The sequence below is a fragment of the Flavobacterium erigeronis genome, assembly GCF_054075165.1.
Window position 1 is genome coordinate 618,094 of record NZ_JBSKGP010000001.1, and the last position, 19,766, is coordinate 637,859.

Annotated in this window: 13 protein-coding genes and 2 tRNA genes; 4 read left to right on the forward strand and 11 right to left on the reverse strand. The window is 33.0% G+C overall.

What is annotated here, in order from left to right; all coding sequences use genetic code 11:
• Positions 1 to 5: 5 nt before the first annotated feature.
• From ACWA1F_RS02600 to ACWA1F_RS02635, 8 genes are all read right to left on the reverse strand, one after another.
• Positions 6 to 2,834 carry an OmpA family protein gene (locus tag ACWA1F_RS02600; RefSeq protein WP_456891361.1) on the reverse strand — a complete coding sequence of 943 codons (2,829 nt, stop codon included), beginning with the start codon at positions 2,832 to 2,834 and terminating at the stop codon, positions 6 to 8.
• 2 nt (positions 2,835 to 2,836) lie between these two features.
• Positions 2,837 to 3,331 (reverse strand): DUF4280 domain-containing protein, encoded by a 495-nt coding sequence (locus tag ACWA1F_RS02605; protein WP_456891363.1) that lies wholly within the window; start codon positions 3,329 to 3,331, stop codon positions 2,837 to 2,839.
• Between the two features lie 6 nt (positions 3,332 to 3,337).
• Entirely contained in the window at positions 3,338 to 4,576 is a 1,239-nt protein-coding gene (locus ACWA1F_RS02610) for a hypothetical protein (protein ID WP_456891364.1), read from the reverse strand.
• A gap of 54 nt (positions 4,577 to 4,630) precedes the next feature.
• Entirely contained in the window at positions 4,631 to 5,968 is a 1,338-nt protein-coding gene (locus ACWA1F_RS02615) for a DUF5689 domain-containing protein (RefSeq protein ID WP_456891366.1), read from the reverse strand.
• Positions 5,969 to 5,985: 17 nt separating this feature from the next.
• Entirely contained in the window at positions 5,986 to 8,805 is a 2,820-nt protein-coding gene (locus tag ACWA1F_RS02620) for a carboxypeptidase-like regulatory domain-containing protein (protein ID WP_456891368.1), read from the reverse strand.
• Between the two features lie 178 nt (positions 8,806 to 8,983).
• Positions 8,984 to 10,198 carry an MFS transporter gene (locus tag ACWA1F_RS02625; protein WP_306154467.1) on the reverse strand — a complete coding sequence of 405 codons (1,215 nt, stop codon included), beginning with the start codon at positions 10,196 to 10,198 and terminating at the stop codon, positions 8,984 to 8,986.
• A 346-nt stretch (positions 10,199 to 10,544) separates the two neighbouring features.
• Positions 10,545 to 11,588 carry a Gfo/Idh/MocA family oxidoreductase gene (locus ACWA1F_RS02630; RefSeq protein WP_456891371.1) on the reverse strand — a complete coding sequence of 348 codons (1,044 nt, stop codon included), beginning with the start codon at positions 11,586 to 11,588 and terminating at the stop codon, positions 10,545 to 10,547.
• A 77-nt stretch (positions 11,589 to 11,665) separates the two neighbouring features.
• Entirely contained in the window at positions 11,666 to 12,736 is a 1,071-nt protein-coding gene (locus ACWA1F_RS02635; protein ID WP_456891373.1) for an NADH:flavin oxidoreductase/NADH oxidase, read from the reverse strand.
• A 200-nt stretch (positions 12,737 to 12,936) separates the two neighbouring features.
• On the opposite strand from ACWA1F_RS02635, the gene rseP reads away from it, so the two are divergent.
• From rseP to ACWA1F_RS02650, 3 genes are all read left to right on the forward strand, one after another.
• Positions 12,937 to 14,280, forward strand: coding sequence for an RIP metalloprotease RseP (rseP, locus tag ACWA1F_RS02640; RefSeq protein ID WP_456891375.1), 1,344 nt, complete (start codon positions 12,937 to 12,939; stop codon positions 14,278 to 14,280).
• Between the two features lie 83 nt (positions 14,281 to 14,363).
• Positions 14,364 to 14,437 (forward strand) — tRNA-Asn (locus ACWA1F_RS02645).
• A gap of 38 nt (positions 14,438 to 14,475) precedes the next feature.
• A tRNA-Asn gene (locus ACWA1F_RS02650) sits at positions 14,476 to 14,549 on the forward strand.
• An 818-nt stretch (positions 14,550 to 15,367) separates the two neighbouring features.
• Here ACWA1F_RS02650 and ACWA1F_RS02655 read toward each other — a convergent pair.
• Positions 15,368 to 16,051, reverse strand: a complete 684-nt coding sequence (locus ACWA1F_RS02655) for a hypothetical protein (protein ID WP_456891376.1) — start codon at positions 16,049 to 16,051, stop codon at positions 15,368 to 15,370.
• Positions 16,052 to 16,168: 117 nt separating this feature from the next.
• Positions 16,169 to 16,447, reverse strand: coding sequence for a hypothetical protein (locus ACWA1F_RS02660; RefSeq protein WP_456891378.1), 279 nt, complete (start codon positions 16,445 to 16,447; stop codon positions 16,169 to 16,171).
• 176 nt (positions 16,448 to 16,623) lie between these two features.
• Between ACWA1F_RS02660 and ACWA1F_RS02665 the strand changes: the two genes are divergently transcribed.
• A complete protein-coding gene (locus ACWA1F_RS02665) occupies positions 16,624 to 17,022 on the forward strand; it encodes a helix-turn-helix domain-containing protein (protein ID WP_456891380.1) in 399 nt (132 codons plus the stop codon).
• Positions 17,023 to 17,074: 52 nt separating this feature from the next.
• Here the strand turns inward: ACWA1F_RS02665 and ACWA1F_RS02670 are convergent, their stop codons facing one another.
• Positions 17,075 to 19,684 carry a hypothetical protein gene (locus tag ACWA1F_RS02670; protein ID WP_456891382.1) on the reverse strand — a complete coding sequence of 870 codons (2,610 nt, stop codon included), beginning with the start codon at positions 19,682 to 19,684 and terminating at the stop codon, positions 17,075 to 17,077.
• Positions 19,685 to 19,766 lie beyond the last annotated feature (82 nt).

A 19,766-nucleotide genomic window follows, 5' to 3' on the forward strand; every position in this document is an offset into this window, starting at 1 on the left:
GTGTACTATTTTTGCGGTTTGGAATTAAAAAAATAAATTTTATTTAAAGTAATTGTTTTCCCTTCTAGTAAAATAAAATCAATAGGGTCATTATTATTTGAAGAATATTCATATTCTCCAAAAATATCATTCCGCCCTTTTATATTTCCTGTAAAAGTGCCTTTTAAACCAGAAAATTTTAATTTCTGTTCCATGTACAATCCCTTCCCTTCTTTTTTATCATATCCAAATTGAGTTATTATGACTGCTTCGCAATCCATTTCAAATTTAATCTTAGCATCAACCTGCAATTCTAAAGGTGAAAATTCAAACAATTTTTTGGAAATATTTCCTTCTAATAAGACAGTTCCATTTATTTTTCTACTATAAGTTGTGCTATTATTTTGAATCAATTCGCTAAACATATCTTTTAAACTGTATTGCTCAGTTAAAACATTATATTGAACATTTTGCTCAATATTTATTTCCCCAAATATTTTTAATGTTATTATAATATTACCGCCTATTTTTTTTAAGACGTTTTCTATTTTATCTTTCTTTTTTTGATTGCTTTCTTTAGCAGACTTCTCCTTAATTAGATCAGCTAAATTGAATTTTTTCTCAAAATTTATAGCTACTAAAGGATCAGCTTTTATATTAGCCTCAACAATCAATGCCACTCTTTTGTCTTCAAGCATTTTGTAATACATTCCTGTATTTATGGCAATTGAAGGCGGAACTAATTCTGCTCCTGCATCATCTAGATATTTAGATACTTTTTTTATTTTCTTAGCGATTTTTGCCAGCTTTCCTTGTGCGCTTCTTCCTCTTGTAAGATAAAGCATCAATAAGTCTATTACAATTCCTACTGCCACCATTTGATAGATTACATATGCAACAATATATCTTGTAACATTATCTGTCTTAATAAAATCTAATTCTTTGCCTTCTAAACTAAGTGGTATTCCTATTTTTTCAATTTTACGGTCATATATGGCATGCAAGCCTACATCGTAAATTTCTGCTTCTTTTTGCATGTACGGCCATAGGACATTTTGTGTAAGCCATCCACTTGGAAATAATCGAAGTATATCGCCTATAATAGATTGAGAAATCTCTTTAATTTCTTGTTCTATTCCATTTTTTAATTCCAACTTTTTATTATGAAAATAATAAGGAGTTTTAGCTTCTACACCTTTTGTTGTATGCGTATAATTATATTGAAAATGTGCTATCCAGACCACATCAGGATATGCATTTATAGTAAAAGTAGGGTGATCTGTAATGGAGTAATAAGCGCAGGAATGTAAATAATAGTGGTATTTACTTCTATACTTGTCTCCAAAAGAAAATACATCTTTCATTTTTGGCACATCTGGAAGCAATGAATTAAGTTTAACTTTTATTTCGTTGGTTTTATTTTCTATTAAATCGTGAGGATCTAACTTTACATAACTTTGATAAGATTCCAATTTATTTAAATGCTCTTTTGTTTTGTGGCATCCTTTTCTGCTAAGACCTTCAATAAAAATTGTAGCCTCTACTGGTTTATTATAACTTGGAACAACCACATCATGCACAAGAGTTTGCGCATCATTTTCAAAAAGTTTAAACTTTAAGGTCGTTCTTCTATTTTCCTGATGTTGTTCTTCAGATATATTTTCTCCTTTATATATTAACTTTGTTTTTCCGTACCCTTTTGCAGTAATTAATTTAGCATCTACACCTTTAGATATTAAGTACTTTACTACAGAATCTGCTCTTTTGCTTGACAGTTCTAAATTGTATTCATCTGTTCCCCTAATATCAGTGTGAGCCCCTATTTCTACAGGTAATAAAGGCGGTTCAATTAAATATTTTGCTACCTCATCAAGTATTGGTTTTGCATCTTTACGAATTTCCCATTTGTCATAATCGTAATGAATTTTGTCGAGAGTTTCAAAATTATCATTTGGATTTGCGCGTCGAATAAACTTACCTTCATCAAAAATCAGATCATCTTCTAAATAATTTATTCTAATTTTGGTAAACTTACAGCTTCCAGGATTTTTTTTAAATGGCTCGTTCTGACCAACTTTTGATTTACTGGTTCCTGTTTCTACTTTTGGCAAAATTAATTGCGTTTTGTTTTTGATACGCAGATAACGCGCATGATAGATTTGGTTTTTATTATCTACAATATATTGATCGGTAGATGGATTCTTGACTTTGATATAAAAATCTTCTATTTCTTTTTTATATTTTATTTTCCAGCTTATCGTGTCTCTTAATATGATGTTTATTTCTCCATTTATTACTGGAGTTTGCTTATATACAATTATTAGTTCATCATCATCAATACCTTTACCTCCTCTTACCCGACGGTAAACCTCGACAATTAGATTACAATACCCATTTAACCCTTCTGTTTCTAATCTGAGATAGATTGGGTTTCCGTAGCAAAAATTGTGTGACTTCCTTACATCCTCGCCTTTCGTTTCTGTAGACCATGCGCTAGAGATAATTTTAGGTTCACACCATCCATTAATAACCATACCAGCGGTTTTAGAGTATTCGATAGGCAAACTTGCCTCAACATAATAGGCAAAAGGACCACATAACTTTTTAGGAAGTTTTATTCCGTAAGTGTCCGAAGCCTTTTTATTCATTTTCAGAATAGTCTGTCTCGGATTATAATGCAGAAGGCGCCATAATATTTCCTTGTTTTTTTCTTCAGCAGTAGTTTCATTATGCCAATCTGCAATTTTAAAATACACAAATTGGTTTGCTTCTATTACAGTTACTGCATTTGATTTGGAAGGTTTACTTACTATTTTTCCTTCACCGCTCCATTCAATTTTTTTTATTCCTTTCATAACTAACAATGTTCTATTCCATTACAATCTAGATCTGGTTTTCCTATTTCGCCTAAGTTTAATAACGGGTTGATTCTGTTTTGTATATCTGGATTTGCCTGCTGAAAATTTTGTGCAATTGGCTCAGAAATTTGGCCGTGATTAACAATTTCAATACTGTCTGGCGTACCCATAAGGCAGGTGGCTTTACTGTCTTCTAATATTATTTTACCGCCATTGCTCAGCGTTATTTTATCATAAAAATTTTTCCACTCCGTAATCTGAATTACGCACGGCAAAAAATCGGCACCAATAGGCTGTTTTGTACATTTTCCAAAAGTGTTTTTCTCAAATGTTTGTCCAATATCTTTTGTAGAAGCATATAACTTTTTCTTGCCCTCTTTATCATTCCCAAAATGTTTTGATTGCGATTTTACTTTTAAAATATCGGTATCAGGCTGTACACTCAAAATACATCTGCAAACTGCTCCCTGAACTACTTTATGTTTCTCACTCATATTAATTTATTTATTAAAAAAGAATTCAAAAATGCCGTAAACAGCAATAGCTATTATTACAACAACTAATACGGTTAGCCATCTTGTTTCACGTTCCATTTTTTCTTTCTTTCTATCTGTTGGCACATATAATTTAACTCGAGAATTAATGGCTAATTTGCCTTCCTCTTTACTGTCAGATAATTCAATTGTAATTTTTTGCGGTACATTAAGCTTCATTTCACATTCTAGAAAAAGGCTATCGATGATGTTTGTGTTTGGATTCAAAAAATAAAAAGCTTCAAAATTTCCTTCCATTTTTTCAGATTTCCCATCTAAATCTATATTTGGAAAATCTAAATTGTTTTCAAAATCATCTTTGCTTCTATTATCAAAAAGAACTCCTGTTTGCGTTACATTTACCAAATTATATTTATCTACCGCGGGGAGAATAGATTGCTTGACATCAAAGACTACTTCACCAATTCTTTGTGAGACTGGAAATCGGATTTTATTTTGAATCGTTAAATCTTCTTTATATTCAATATGTATTCCTGAAAAAAAAGATCGCAAAAACCAATCTTTAGAAAAAGATTGTGCAATAGTGTCATCATCAGCTATATTTTTTTCAAACACTTTTAACCGTTCCTCAACAGCTTCTCCTTCAAATTCTTTAAGGACTTCTGTTTTAGTTTCTGGCCAGCGTTTTCTAATTTGATTAAAATTATGTATTGCTGTGTAGCTTCCGTTAGAATCAACAACAACTTGGAGCGGATAAAAAACCTTAGCAGTCATTTCTGCTAATTTATCTGCCATTGTTTTTTCTATTTCTTCATCAACATACAATGATTTTCTATCTATCTCAAAAAAGAAATATTGATTTTGATCAGTCGATAACCATTTTATAGTGAATTCTTCTTTTAAAGAATATTTTATATCGCCATTGCTAATAGTATATTTTGCTAAATACTTTTTATTAAGTAATTGAGGTTGAAACGGTAATTTATAGTCTTTATTAGAAAAATGTATGGGTTCGCGCTGGGCTTCTTTAGCCTGCTTTTCTTCTTGAGATTGTAGAATTATATATTTAAGATGTCTTGGAAAATCTTTACGTATGGAATCTTCCTCTGGACAGTATCTATTATGATAGCTTCGTAATTCTGATACTTCAATACCCAACTTCTTTGAAACACTTTCTAGAGTATCTCCTGAAAGTATTTCATAAGTCAGATAATCATTATAAGAAAATGTATTTAAGTAAAGCATATCTTATATTTTATTAAATCAAATATAAGAATTATTTTACAATATTATATTTTTTTATTTCTCCCCAAATATTTTAACATCATCTACCATAAAAGCGCCATTTAATGTTTTGTCTTTTCCAGATCCGATGTATTTAAATGCAATATGTATGTTTCCAGAATAAGCAGAAAGATCGATTCCGCCAGAACTGATAAACTCGCGAGAAGGCGTTGCAAGTGTCGGCACTTTTGCTTCTAATTTTGTCCATTTTGCTTTGGTGACACTTGCTCCGTCAAAATTGGTTGAAACATATACTTCCAAAGTATTTAAAGGTGAGTCTATTTTCAAATCATGCTGTGCACTTCTAAACGAAAGAACAGCATTTTTATACCCTGAAAGATTTATTTTAGGCGAAACCAACCAAGCCACATTTTCAGCTGCAGTTGTGCTTGTGGTGTTAAATTCTGCATATCCATTTCCAGAATATACCATGCTTTTCCACAATTTTGTTGCTTTCTCCACAATATTGCTCCAGCCTGGAAGCGTAAAATTCACATTGTTTTTAACCGATTGAAAATCTTCTGAAAAAAATGGCGTATTTCTTTTTCCGTTCATCACGATATCACTTTCATAGCGAACCATAAACTGATAATCTGAACCAAATTTGGTTAAAATCCCTCGAACTTTTCCACTCCCTTCTGGCACAGCGTGATCTGCAAATTTTGCATAAGAGCTTGTCCTAAAAATAACCTGATTTCCCGTTTTATCTCTTAAATACCAATTGGTTGAACCTCCAATATTATTCGATTCTTCAAAATAATGACGCCCCAATGCTGCTTCGGTAAACTCAACATCATTTAATTCAATCAAAGTATTGAGTTTAGAATCTGAAAGTACTTCTTCAATAGAAAGTGATTTTACCAATTCATTTTCGTCGATATTTGTACACGAAGCGTTTAGAACATTCTTGTATTCGTTTTGAGAAATCCTTCCAATTGTCGGATCTCCAGCGTTGCTCAAATACAAACTCCCAATTCTTAAACCACCATAATACAAATCTGTAAATTGATTTTTAAGTTTTACAAACACTTTATTTCCTATACGATAATCGATATAAGTATTGGTTGCATCAATAGGAACACTAAAACCTATTGCAGGGTCTTTTTGGGTTGCTTTTGTCTGTAATGAGATTGTTTTAAAAAAATTCCCCCCTTCATCGCTAGAAACGACATAAGCTTCTATTACATCATCGTACAAATACTGCTTCGCTGTCGTTCCCGAAAGTTCATAAACTTTTTCTACCGTTTTATTGACCTCTAGATTGGGCTGATTGCAAGCTAATTGCGGAACTTCCACTTCTTGACTGCAGCTGTATAATAATGATAATGCCAAAAATAAAATTAGTTTTTTCATAAGAATAAGTTTTCAGTTTATAAACCAACAGTAAGATTTAGAAAATAAGTTCGGCCGTAACCATAATAATATCTTGATCCAAACGATGGTGTTCCGCTTGACATATCTTGATTTAGAGCTCTAAAATTGGCGTTTCTTGCTTGTTCAAAACCGCCAGTTTTATACATTAAATCCAAAGCATTATTGACACTGGCAAAAAGTCCGACGTATTTTTTATGAATTCGCCAAGATTTGCCTCCGCTAAAATTTAGCAATGTAATTGGCTTAAATTTTTCTTGTTTCAATAATTCATTTCCTCTTTCGGAAGTCGCTTCAGAAAACGGAAAACCATTGGCTGGATTGGTATAAAATTGAGAAGTTCTAGAAATCGGCGAAACATCAATATAGCTTTCGGCCAAATAATTGACATTAGCGCCAAGCCACCAAAACTTCGGATCACGATATTCCAGTCCAAAAGAATAGGCTTGTTGCGGAGTGCCTGGCTGTTTGTAATTCTTTAAAAAAGCTGGCCCGAAATCAAAGTTGGTTTGCGCGCCTTCTTTTGCTCTGTTGGCATCGTTTGTAATTGTCACATCAGGATTACTGCTATAAATATAATTCCCAAATGCAGCAGATAAAGTGGTTTTTAATGTTGATGAAATCTGACACTCTAAACTCAATTCGGCTCCTGTGTTTTTCTTATCCAGTTTTGTTAACGTCTGGCTGACAAATGCATTTGTTGGATCGTAACCAGAACCATTGTCAAAAATTCCTTCGGCATAGAAATAAGAAGTTTTTGAAGCATTTCTAATTGCCGAATAATAAGCAGTTAAACGTAATTTAAGTTTTGCCGAACGGTATACATAATTAGCCTCGGCACTAGTGATATTTTCACTTTCGATTCCATCAACTAGGTTATTATTTAAACGTGCATTCGAAAATGTATTTCTTAGTGAAGGCGCTCTAGTGAAATGTGCAGCATTAAAAAACAGCAATTGTTTTCCTGAAATTTTATAAGTGAAACCGCCTTTGAAACCAAAATTTTCAAAATTTACCTTTTCGCTTTTTCCTAATGAAGTAGTCGGATAAAGTCCGTTTTGATATAATCCTTCTCTTTGATAATCTGACATTGAATAAGATTGCGCCAAAAAGAATTCGGTTTTGTTGTAATTAAATTTAAACTGAGCAAAAACATCTAAAGTACTGGCCAATAAATTATAATTATATCCGTAAACATCTCCTTTCCCGACTTGTCGATTTGGATGCTGCAAATCGGACTGCGAAAGATTTCCTTTGTAAAATGGATCAATATCTTCGAAATATGCTCCGCCAAGAAGATCTAATAAATATTGAAAATTATGTGATTTTAATTTCTTAAAAGTAAATCCTCCATCAAAAGAAATATTAGGCGTAATCTGTGAATTTAGATTTGAATTTGCTGCAAAAGTACGATCATCTGTTCGATCTTCGTAAAGCACATAATGGCTTTGCGTAGGTATATAACCGTCTGTACCAAACTTCTGATTGGCAAAATACATTTCGCCCCAATTAATCTGCGGATTTGCTAAAAAAGCTATTTTGTTTTTTTCGGCATTTTCATAATCTGGAGTAAACGCGCCCGAAAATTCGCCTTGATCTTTCGCGTAAAGCGAACTAAAATAGCTTGGCATTTTTCTGTAATAAACAGGATCTGGACTGTCAGCATTTTGATAATCAATATTGCTGTTTCCTACTTTTCCGAACTGATACATTATTCCCGAGTTCAGATTGGTTTTATCATCAATTTTAAAATAATGGTTGAGCATAAATAGTGGCTCTTCGACGTTTTTTACTCTAGCATTTCGTTTTTCTCCATTCTGAAATCCCCAATACGAATTGTATTTTTCGCCCATTAAATCAGTAACCTCAGTGGTATTGGCGGAATTTTTTCCGCGTGAATTTGGCGTATAAAATCCCGTGAAATTGATGGACTGTTTTTTGTTTAATTTCTTTTCTACACTAAGAAAAAAAGAATCGGCATCGAAATTTGTGCCTTCAAAATAACCTTCATCTGTCCATCTCTTTCCAGCTGAAATGGCAAAAGCCCATCCATCAGCATTCATTCCAGAAGCATAAGTGCCAATTGCCCTCCATAAATAAGTGGTATTGCTTCCAGAAAAAGTTAGTGAAGCTCCTTTTCGATACAGAGAAGCGCGGGTATAAATCTGTTGCGTGCCTAAGATGCCTCCAAAAGTATAATTCGAAGCTGTTGTCCCGACTGAGAATTCCTGATTTCGAAGCACATTATTTAAACCTCCCCAATTCCCCCATTGCGGTCTGCCGTCGTAGATTTTATTCATTGGCATTCCGTTGAGCATTGTGACGGCGTTTTCACTATCTAAACCGCGAACACGAAATCGGGCTTGTCCCCAATTGAAAGCCGATGCCTGCATGAAAGCATCTTTTGAAGACTGTAAAAGTCCAGAGGTCATTTCAGACGAACTGTTGTCATCTGAAAAATCATTATCTGACAGCGTAATCAATGCCGCTGGAACTTCATCTGAATACGTATCTTCTAATTGTAAAATTCCGAGATTTATGTCTTGTCCTGAATTGGACTGCACTTTTAAAAGGAAATCTTTATATCCTTGATTTCTCAATAAAAGCAATTGTTCTTTTTTAGGAAATATATGAAGTTCAAATTTCCCTGTTTTTGACGTGAGCTGCATCACGGCGGTGTTTTGTATCGTAACCACTACATTTTCTAACGGATTTTGCGTTCGGGCATCGATAACAATTCCTGATACAATAATTTCTTTTTGCGAAAAAGCAAAATTGAAAAACGATACAATAAAGAAGACTGCGTATTTTTTTACCATTAAAAATCCAATTTATTTTGAAATAATTCTTCAAAAGATAAAATTGGTTTTTGGAAAAAAAGAACGCTTAGAATCCAAGCCTTTTCTTGAATTCAAATGTAGCAAAAATATTTAAAAACAAATAAATTCCTACAAATTTATTTAGGTTTTATTAAATTCTAGTAATTTTTAATTAGGATTAACTTCTAATTTTAGAAACCATAAAAGCAATAAGAACCCCAAATATTCCGATAAAGGCAAAAGAAAACTGCAATCCGAAACTTTGTGCAATATGTCCAATTACTGGAGGCCCCATTAAGAAACCTAAGAAACTTACACTCGAAACAATCGTTAACGCTTCGCCCGCTGGCACGGTTGGATTTTTTCCTGCAATACTATATACGGTAGGAACAATGGTTGCAACGCCCAAACCTACAAACATAAAGGCAATTGTACACGGAATAATATAAGGAAGAAAAACTGCCGTAAAAAGTCCTGCTGAAATCATGACACCGCTAATCTGCATAACACGTTCGCGCCCAAATTTATTGATTAAGCCGTCGCCCAAAAATCTTCCGCTGGCCATCATAATCATAAAAGATGTATAACCCAAAACCACCAATGGTCCAGGCGCTTTTACAATATCTTTAAAGTAAACACCGCTCCAGTCAAACATAACACCTTCGCTTGCCATACTGCAAAATCCGATTACTCCAAGCCAAAGCAAGGCGGTATCTGGTTTTACAAATAGCTTTTTGCCTTCTTCTTTTGGTTTCTTTTTTTCTTTGGCTCTAACTAAAAATTTGAAGTTAAAAGCCACCATCAATAAAACAATTCCGGCTACAATCATAAAATGATGCAGCGGACTTAATTTTAAAGCTAACATTCCTAAACCTACCAGTGCACCAGTAAATCCAGCAAAACTCCACATGCCATGAAAAGAAGACATGATTGTTTTTTTGAACAAAACTTCGGTATAAACGCCTTGTGTGTTTACGGCAATATTGGCAAGATTTCCGAAAACTCCAAACAAAAATAATCCTAAGGATAATTGTAATGATGTTGTTGCCAATCCTAAATTGATTAAGCACAAAACATACATAATTAAAGAGAAAATCAGAATACGATGGCTGCCGAATTTGGTTACCATTTTTCCCGAAAATGGCATCACAATCAGCTGTCCGACCGGAAGCGCAAACAAAATGGATCCCAAGTCTCCTTCTGTTAAATGCAAAGTGGTTTTGATATCTGGAATTCGGCTGGCCCATGTGGCAAAACTCAAACCCATTCCGAAATAAAACATTCCAACAGCAAAACGAATTCTATTTAAATACGAAGCTTTAGCCTCTCTAAATACTTTCTTGATTTTTGCTTTGGTCTGAAAAAGCGCTAATGGGTTAAAATTTAACAGCATATTGAATTTGTATTGGAATGTGTTCAAAAATACTAAAAACGCTCGTTAAAGTGCATAAAGCCTAAGGTTATGCACAATATACAACGTTATTGTTTATAAATTCAAAGATTTTCAGTTGAATTCGGTTTATTAAAATTACAATTTTTTAAGATGCTAAGCCTCTAAGCTACTAAGTTTCTAAGCAAATAAACAAATGAAAAAAGCTCCAGCGGAGCGACATATATTATAGATTATAAAAATATATCGCTCCGCTGGAGCTTTAATATGGTAATCTTATTCTCTACTATAAATATTTCGCTTCTCCGAAGCTTACAAAATAAAAACTAACCTTTTCAGATGCGCATCTCTATGATATGCTTATTACTTTCTGCTGTGCATTACTTGCAATTGCGGCTTCTATAACCTGCATTACTTTTACGCCTTCGTCTGCGGTAACGGGCTCTTTTTTATCGTTTACAATCGAATCATAAACGCCATCGAAGAAACTGAAATAATTGCCTTGAAGCGTTGGTATTTTTTCTCTCACAATTTTGCCGTCAATTTCGGTATGCAAAAGTCCTTGAAGGTTTTCATCTTCTGTTCCCCAAGATTCTCGGTTTGGCTTTTTACCCACTTTCAAATCGTCTTCCTGAACATCTCCACGCGGTTTTAAGAAAGAACCTTTTCTACCGTGAATCGTGTACGCTGGATGGGCTTCGCGCACAAAAAAACCAGCTTTTAGGCGGACTCTGAAATTAGAATAAAACAAAGATAAATCGATCCAATCGTCTACAACAGAATTTTCTCTGGTTACGCGAATGTCTCCAAAAACAGCTTTCGGACAGCCAAAAAGACTTATAGCCTGATCGATAATATGAGGACCTAAATCTTTTAAGACTCCTGCTCCATCATTTGCGGTTTCTTTATGCGCTTTTGGACTTAGCAGCGGATTATATCTGTCGAAATGAAATTCTGCTTCGACTAAATCTCCTAAAACGCCGTCATCGATTACTTTTTTAATGGTTTTAAAATCGCTGTCCCATCTTCTATTCTGAAAAACAGCCAATTTCAAACCTTTTTCTTTGGCAATTGCCGCCAATTCTTTTGCTTCTGCAGCCGTTGTTGTAAAAGCTTTTTCGACCACTGCATGTTTTCCTGCCAAAAGTACTTTTTTAGCATATTCGTAATGCGTTCCTACGGGCGTATTTACAATTATTAAATCGACCTCATCGCTTAATAATTCATCTAGCGAAGCGTAACTTTTTACGTATGGATAATCTTCTTGGATTAATTTTTTGCTTCTTTCCCAAGAACCTAATAATTCAAATCCTTCGTGAAGATCTAAAAATGGAGCGTGGAAAACTTTTCCCGACATTCCGTATGATAATAATGCTGTTTTAATTTTCTGCATCTGAGTCTGTTTTTTCCGCCACGAATCCACGAATTATAATTTTAAAATAAATTCGTGAATTCGTGGCTAATAAAATATTAAAGTTTAGCTCTTTCGTATTGTTTTGGCCATTGAATATCGTCTCCTAAATCTTTAGCAAAGTCCAAAGGCAAATTTGGGTTTCTCAGAGATTCTCTGGCAAACAAGATCAAATCGGCCTGATTCTTATTTAAGATTTCTTCTGCCTGACGCGCTTCTGTAATTAATCCGACCGCGCCTGTTGCAATGCTGGCTTCTTGTTTTACTTTTTCTGCAAAAGGGACCTGATAACCTGGTCCTAATGTGATTTTTTGATGCGAAACCAATCCACCTGACGAAACATCGATTAAATCTACTCCTTTTTCTTTTAATATTTTAGAAAGCTGTACAGATTCTTCTGGATTCCATCCGTTTTCTACCCAATCGGTTGCCGAGATTCGAACCAATAACGGCAAATCTGAAGGCCATTCTGATTGTACCGCTTCAACAATTTCTAAAGTAAAACGAATTCTATTTTCAAAACTTCCTCCGTATTCATCCGTTCGTGCGTTTGTTAGAGGCGATAAAAACTGATGCAGCAAATAACCATGAGCTGCATGAATTTCTAGCACTTGATAACCCGCTTCAACTACTCTTTTTGTAGCAGTTTTGAAATCTGAAATTACTTTCTGAATTCCGTTTTGGTCTAAAGCTTCAGGCAAAAACGGTTCGTCATCATGATACGGAATCGCACTTGGCGCAACGGTTTGCCATCCGCCTTGAGCGAAATCTAACTTTTTGTTTCCCAACCAAGGAGCCGAAACACTTGCTTTTCGGCCAGCATGCGCCAATTGAATTCCGGGAATGGAGTTTTGAGAAACAATAAATGCGTTGATTTGTTTTAGTTTCTCGATATGCTCGTCTTTCCAAATTCCAAGATCAGAAGGAGAAATTCTGGCTTCTGGAGAAACTGCCGTAGCTTCCTGAATAATCAATCCAGCGCCGCCAGTGGCACGGCTGCCCAAATGAACGAGATGCCAATCGTTTGCAAATCCGTCTATTGCCGAATACTGGCACATTGGCGAAATGGCGATTCTATTTTTTAAAGTGATTTTTTTTATGGTGAGAGGAGAAAATAATTTCGTTGCCATAGATTGTAACTTTTTATGAATTTTTACTACCAATTGAATAAGGCAGTGTTTGAAAAGTAAAGTTACGGCATCTTGCTAAAAAGAGAAATCGAAATGTTTATTAATTAACAAACATTTAAAATCTTAAACACTATCTTGCGTACTTATATTAAAATAGAAAACGCTACTTTTGTGCGTTAAATACGAATTAAAAACAACAAATGGATATAGTTATCAAACTCTCTCAATTTCTATTGAGTTTATCTTTACTTATTATTCTTCATGAATTAGGGCATTTTATCCCTGCTAAATTGTTTAAAACTAGAGTCGAAAAATTTTACTTGTTTTTTGATGTTAAATATTCACTTTTCAAAAAGAAAATCGGAGAAACAGAATACGGTATCGGATGGCTGCCGCTTGGTGGTTATGTGAAAATTTCTGGAATGATTGACGAAAGTATGGACAAAGAGCAAATGGCTCTGCCTCCTCAACCTTGGGAGTTTCGTACTAAACCAGCTTGGCAACGTTTAATTATTATGCTTGGTGGGGTTACTGTAAACTTTATATTGGCTTTTATTATTTATATCGGAATGGCATTTGCTTACGGAGATACTTACATCGCCAATGCTGACTTAAAAGATGGTGTTGCTATTGAAAATCCTGCTATGCTTAAAGCTGGTTTTAAAACAGGAGATAAAATTGTTTCTATTGACGGAAAAGCAGTAGACGCTTATGACAGTGATATGAACATGAATATCATCATGGCAAAACACGTTTTAATTGAAAGAAACGGGCAACAGCAAACTATCACAATGCCAACAGATTTTGTAGATCAGCTTTCTAAAACAGAAAAAGGACTTCTTGTAGGTATTCGTTATCCTTTTGCTATTGGAAAAGTTCCAGAAGAATCTCCTAATCAGAATTTAAAAGCAAAAGATTTGATTCTTTCTCTTAACGGACAAAAAGTTAAATATTTTGACGAAGCAAAAGCAATCTTAGCTGCAAATAAAGGAAAAGAGATTTCTGCAGTTGTATTACGTGATTTAAAAGAAACACCTCTTAATGTAAAAGTTTCTCCAGAAGGAACTTTAGGCGTTTTTTCTGGTGGTTTAGACATGAAATCTTTAGAAAAACTAGGCTACTATAAAATAAGCAAAAAAGAATATGGTTTCTTCGAATCTATTCCGGTTGGTCTTCAAAAAGGAAAAGATCAATTAGTAGGTTACGGAAAACAATTGAAAATGATTTTTAATCCAGAAACAAAAGCGTACAAACAAGTGGGTGGTTTTGCGGCGATTTACAATATTTTTCCAAGTTCTTGGAGCTGGGAAGTGTTCTGGTCAATCACCGCTTTATTGTCGATTATGCTTGGAGTTATGAATTTATTGCCAATTCCGGCTCTTGATGGCGGACATGTGATGTTTTTATTATACGAAATTGTAAGTGGCAAAAAACCGAGCGATAAATTCCTAGAGAATGCGCAAATGGTTGGTTTTGTTTTACTTATTTCACTACTACTGTTTGCTAACGGTAACGACATTTACAAAGCCATTGTAGGCAAGTAAAAAAAAGTCAAAAAAAGAGCGAAAATGTTTTTGAGAAACTAAAAATAGTTTTATATTTGCACTCGCTAAAAAGAGCAACAACTTCCTCCTTAGCTCAGTTGGTTAGAGCATCTGACTGTTAATCAGAGGGTCCTTGGTTCGAGCCCAAGAGGGGGAGCAACTTTTTTTAGCAAACATATTTACCTTTAAGGTGATTCCTCCTTAGCTCAGTTGGTTAGAGCATCTGACTGTTAATCAGAGGGTCCTTGGTTCGAGCCCAAGAGGGGGAGCTTAAAAAAAGACGATCAAATTGATTGTCTTTTTTTTTGGCTAAATTTCAAATTCTGAAAATTCCAAATTCCAATGTTTTTTTACCGCAGAGGACGCTGAGATTTACGCAAAGAGCGCTAAGATTTTTTTCTTAACTTAATAGAAGCCGTAAGAGTTCGCAAAGCTTTGTCCATAAAGCTTTGCGAACTTAATATTTAGATATCGCTTAAAAAATAACTTTGCGATCTTTGCGTAAATCTCAGCGTACTCTGCGTAAATCTTCTATCTTTTTAACACAAAGCGCCCCAATCTTGTCATTTCGACGAAGGAGACCCGAGCGATAGCGAACTGGCGAAACAAATCTTCGTAAGTAGCTCCGTAAAGTATGTCAAATCTTTGGCGAGTTTCTCGCGAAGATTTCTCCTTCGTCGAAATGACAAACTATCTCTATAAAATAAAAAAAAAGATCGCAAAGCTTCATGGATATAGCTTTGCGAACTTAATCTTTAGATTTAACTCAAAATAACCTTTGCGTACTCTGCGCAAATCTCAGCGTCCTCTGCGGTAAAAAATCAACGCAAACAAAAAAGCCCACAAAGCTATAGACAAAGCTTTGCGAACTTAATCTTTAGATTTAACTTCAAAAAACCTCAGCGCTCTCTGCGCAAATCTCAGCGTCCTCTGCGGTAAAAAATCAACGCAAACAAAAAAGCTCACAAAACTCCATACACAAAGCTTTGCGAACTTAATATTTAGATATCGCTTAAAAAATAACTTAGCGATCTTTGCGTAAAATCTCACCGTACTCTGCGTTAAAAATCGCGGTTAAAATAAAAACTTACTTCATACTCAAAGTTTCACTTTTGAACCTCTTCATTAAAGCATCTGCTTTTTCATTTTCGTTTATTGATTTTAAAGACTGTGCGTATCTGTAATAGTAAATAACATCAAGATCTTTGGCTTCAGCAAATAACTTCTCGTAATAGCCAACTGCTGCGGTGAGATTCCCTTCAAAATAAAAGCGGTCTGCGACTTTTTTCAGCATATCGACAGATTTGTAGCCTTTGTCAATAACTTTTTCGTAGGTGTCTACCATATTAACCGTAACATATTTTGAAGTTGTAGGAGCGGGAGCCGTGATTTCGACCTTAACAGGTTCTACAGCAGCGTGCAAATTGGCTACGGTTGCTTTGGCTTCTATTGTATTTGGAGCTACTTTTGGTTTTCTTTTTACGTAATTCGGAATTACTGTTCTCGTGTTATTAGGACCAAGATCGTAAGTATCGACCATGTCCAATTTGGTAACTTGGTAAGTAATTATTCTACCTCCAAAAAGCTTATTTATTCTCTCTTCTACATAATACGATTGTATAACATAATCGCTATTATTAGCAAGATTATCTGTCAATAGTGTCGTTTTTCCTATTGCTGGAGACGCAGAGGCATCATTTGTGCTCTGGGCAAAACAGCCGAGAGAAAATACGAACGCAAGTGTAACCATAACTGCTTCATACTTTTTCATGATTTTTGAATAAAATTAATGCTCCAATTAAAAAACTCACATTAAAGTTACTCATTTTCTACTAGTTAGCTTTATTCTCACTACAACTTACTCATAAATACGATAAAGTACTTCTTTTTACGAATGCAGCATTTGAACGCAGGCTTTTTCGATTTCTTGATCTGAAAATGGTTCTAAGGTTTTAGCCAGCATTTTACTGGTTCGAATACAGCTTAACATTTTAATTCGCAACGGGAGACTGTTTCCCGATTCTGTTTCGAGTAGGTATTCGAAAATTTCGGTTAAGTGTTCGGGATGGTTTCTAAATTCTCCGTCGAAACAAATGTCTGAGACGAATTTAGATAAAGATTCTAGGATTTTGTTTTGACTTTCGCTGTTTTCGTTTTCTGTTTTCATGGCGTTTATTTCTGGTTTTGGTTTTAAATAATTATTGTACGAAAAATTGTATTTTTGTTTTAGCGAAATAAACAATAGAATGCATTACAGCAAAATACATCGGATTGTATTGCACCAGCGAAAGATTGTATTTTACTATATTCCTAATTTTTACGGATTTTTAATATCTTTGAAGTATGAGCACAGCAACAAAACCAAAACATATCGGAAGAAACATAAGCCGTATTAGAGAGCTTAGAGGAATGAAACAAGAAGCACTTGCTATTGCTATTGGTGTAAGCCAACAGTATGTTTCTACTATTGAAGGAAGCGAAACGGTTGATGATGAAAAACTGACGAAAATTGCGGAAGCTTTAGGTGTTTCATCTGAATCAATAAAAAGCTTTTCAGATGAAGGTGTTGTTAATTACTTCAACAATGTATATGACAACGATATAACTGATAGTATTGTTAATGCAAATGCACTAGAATGCACTTTCAACCCAATTGATAAAATTGTGGAACTTTATGAGCGTTTGGTTTTGGCGGAGAAAGAAAAAGTGGAGTATTTAGAGAGGTTGTTGAAGGGGAAGTAGGGATTGCACAAAATGGTTTAATAATAATTCTAAATAATTTTATTATTTCAAATTAATCTTTAATCTCATCCAAAATATAATATGATATTATTTCATCGTCTAAACTTTCAGTTCTTGTAAACAATTTATGAGTTTTACTAAATTTAGAATCAAATTCATTACTCTCTAAAATTTCATCGAATAAACTTTTGTTATCGAACTGAACATTTAAAAATTTACAGTCAACAAATTTATTATTCAAAAATTTAGCATCACTTAAATTGATATTTTTAAAAGTAACATTTTCAAAACTATTACCATGTATCTTAGCATTCAAATGATACATTTTAAATAGAGTATTTTCAATTTTATTATCTTTTAAATGCAATACGACATGGCCTTTCATTTTAAAAATCAAATTATTAATTTTAAATCCCGAAAAAAACTGTGATATAAAACAATATTCCCTAAATTCAATATTCTTTATTTCCTTGTAATAATCCAAAGTTGAATCAATAGCAAAAATAAGTTCATTTAATTTACTAGTGGTTTTAACTCTAAACTTTAAACTATCAGTTAACGAATAAAATAAAACCCACATAAGATCAAAAATCTCTTTACTTTTCTCTTTCGCAGTTAGTTGTTCATTTCTCCAGTCATAAGTTAGTAATATATCTTTTTCAATAAGTTTATAAAAAACATTTTCAGTTTGTTTCATTACTTTTGCTTGAATGTCAAAATTATCATTAGTAATAATGTTTTGTAAATTATTGACAATCTCCTTGTTAATGTTTTTATTACCAATCATTTTTTTTAGAATATTAAAATATTCCTCTATAGTTATTGCTTTTAAATCACCGTCCTCATCAGCATTTAATACAATTCTTTTAATTTCTTCCCAAATATATTCAGCTGTTAAAAATTCCCATAAAGAATTATGAAAAAATTCTATGGCAGTATCTTCATCGTGAGTTTTATTAGAATTCTGAAAATAAAAACTTATTAACAAATATTTACTGATCTCTTTTATTCGTTTTGATTCATTTGTAATATCATTGTTTAAGCATTTTTCTATAAACTGTTTTGTAGCTTCTAATTCATGGAGTTTTTTTATTGAAATATATAAATTAGGAGATTGAAAAATCTCAAATGCAATATTTCTAATATATTGTCGTAAATATTTACTATATTTTTTAGAATCCTTTTTCAACTCTGGCTTTATGTAATGCAATTGTCCATTATTATCCCAACTTCGTTCAGCTAAAGAATCAAAAATTTTGCTATAAATGTTAGATTTATTATCATTTTCTTTTATGTCGATATTTGAAAGCGCAATAAAATACATTAAAACCGGTTGTTGAATCAATTCCTTTATATGAATAAATTCGGGTTTTGTTAGAATTAATTTGATCTTATTAATAAGAATGTTTTCAGGATAGAAATTTTTAAACTTTTTAACATATTGACTTATTTTTTGATCACTTAAATCATCTAATTTAATTACCAATGTTTCATCAACACTGGGATCATTAACATCTAAATAATTTAACCTAGATGTCAGAATAATTTTAAATTTTCTATTATATTTCGTTGTTTTATTTAATCTCCCATATAAGTTTTTTAGATCTAAATTTGACAAACCTCCACTCATGTAAGCTTCATCTAATCCATCCAATATTAAATTGCAACAATCATTATTAAAATCAATATTCTGAGATATAGCCTCATTTATAGTATCAAAAGTTTTATCGATAAAATCTCTCGCATTTAAGTCCCTAATTTTAATAAAGTAAAGAGGCGTACTGGGCAACCCAAAAGACTTTTCTAAAACATCATAAATTAATCGATAGCAAAACGATGTCTTACCTTGACCAGGTTGGCCAAGTACAAAAATCATATTATAATTCTCTTTAAATTGAGGAAATTGCTTCCCTTCTAAAAAAAAATCATTAAAAAATGAATGTACATCTATTGCTGTTTTCGGATTAATAAATTGATCGCTCCCATATATTCTACCACTAACATTTTGCCTATATATAGTGAAGTTAGGTTCAATATATAAATCTTTTAGAGCTTCTTTAGCCTCACCAATATTAGACTGTAAGGTATTTGTGTAAAATTTTTTAATGTATAAATAATGATTAATTTGATTTCCTAATTTATCATTTTGATCATAAACAGGGTTATTAAAAAAAGAAACCAGATCTACATACTTTTCTTTATTATTCTCAAATTCTTTGTAAAGATTTTCCCTAAAAACCAAATAATAATCATAACAAAAATTATACGGAATCTGTATATCTAATATTTTAAGATACTTTTCAAAAAGAGTAAATGAACTAGTTAAATACTTTGGACTGTATTGTAAGATATTTTCAAAAAAATCTTTAGTTAAGGTTATCTCTTCTTCAAAATATTTTTTCCATTCGTATTCTAAATTTTGAAAAATAACTACTAAATCCACAGCAGTATCAAGCTTTTTTTGATCTAACTTTTTAGAAAGTTGGGTATTTGTTATTTTGGTTACATTGTAAAGTAAATAAAAAGCTTTGTTTTCTAAACTCGTATTAATGTCTAAAATTTCTGTTATAGCAGAACCCAAATTAAAATCAAATAGATTTTGAAATATTTTCTTATTATCTATTGCAAAATCTAATTTTGAGCTATTTAATTTAATTTGCATTGAGAAGTTATTTTATTAGTAAGACAAATTTGTAAAAATATTTATCAATATCAATATTTTGTAAGTAAAAAAACTATCAATA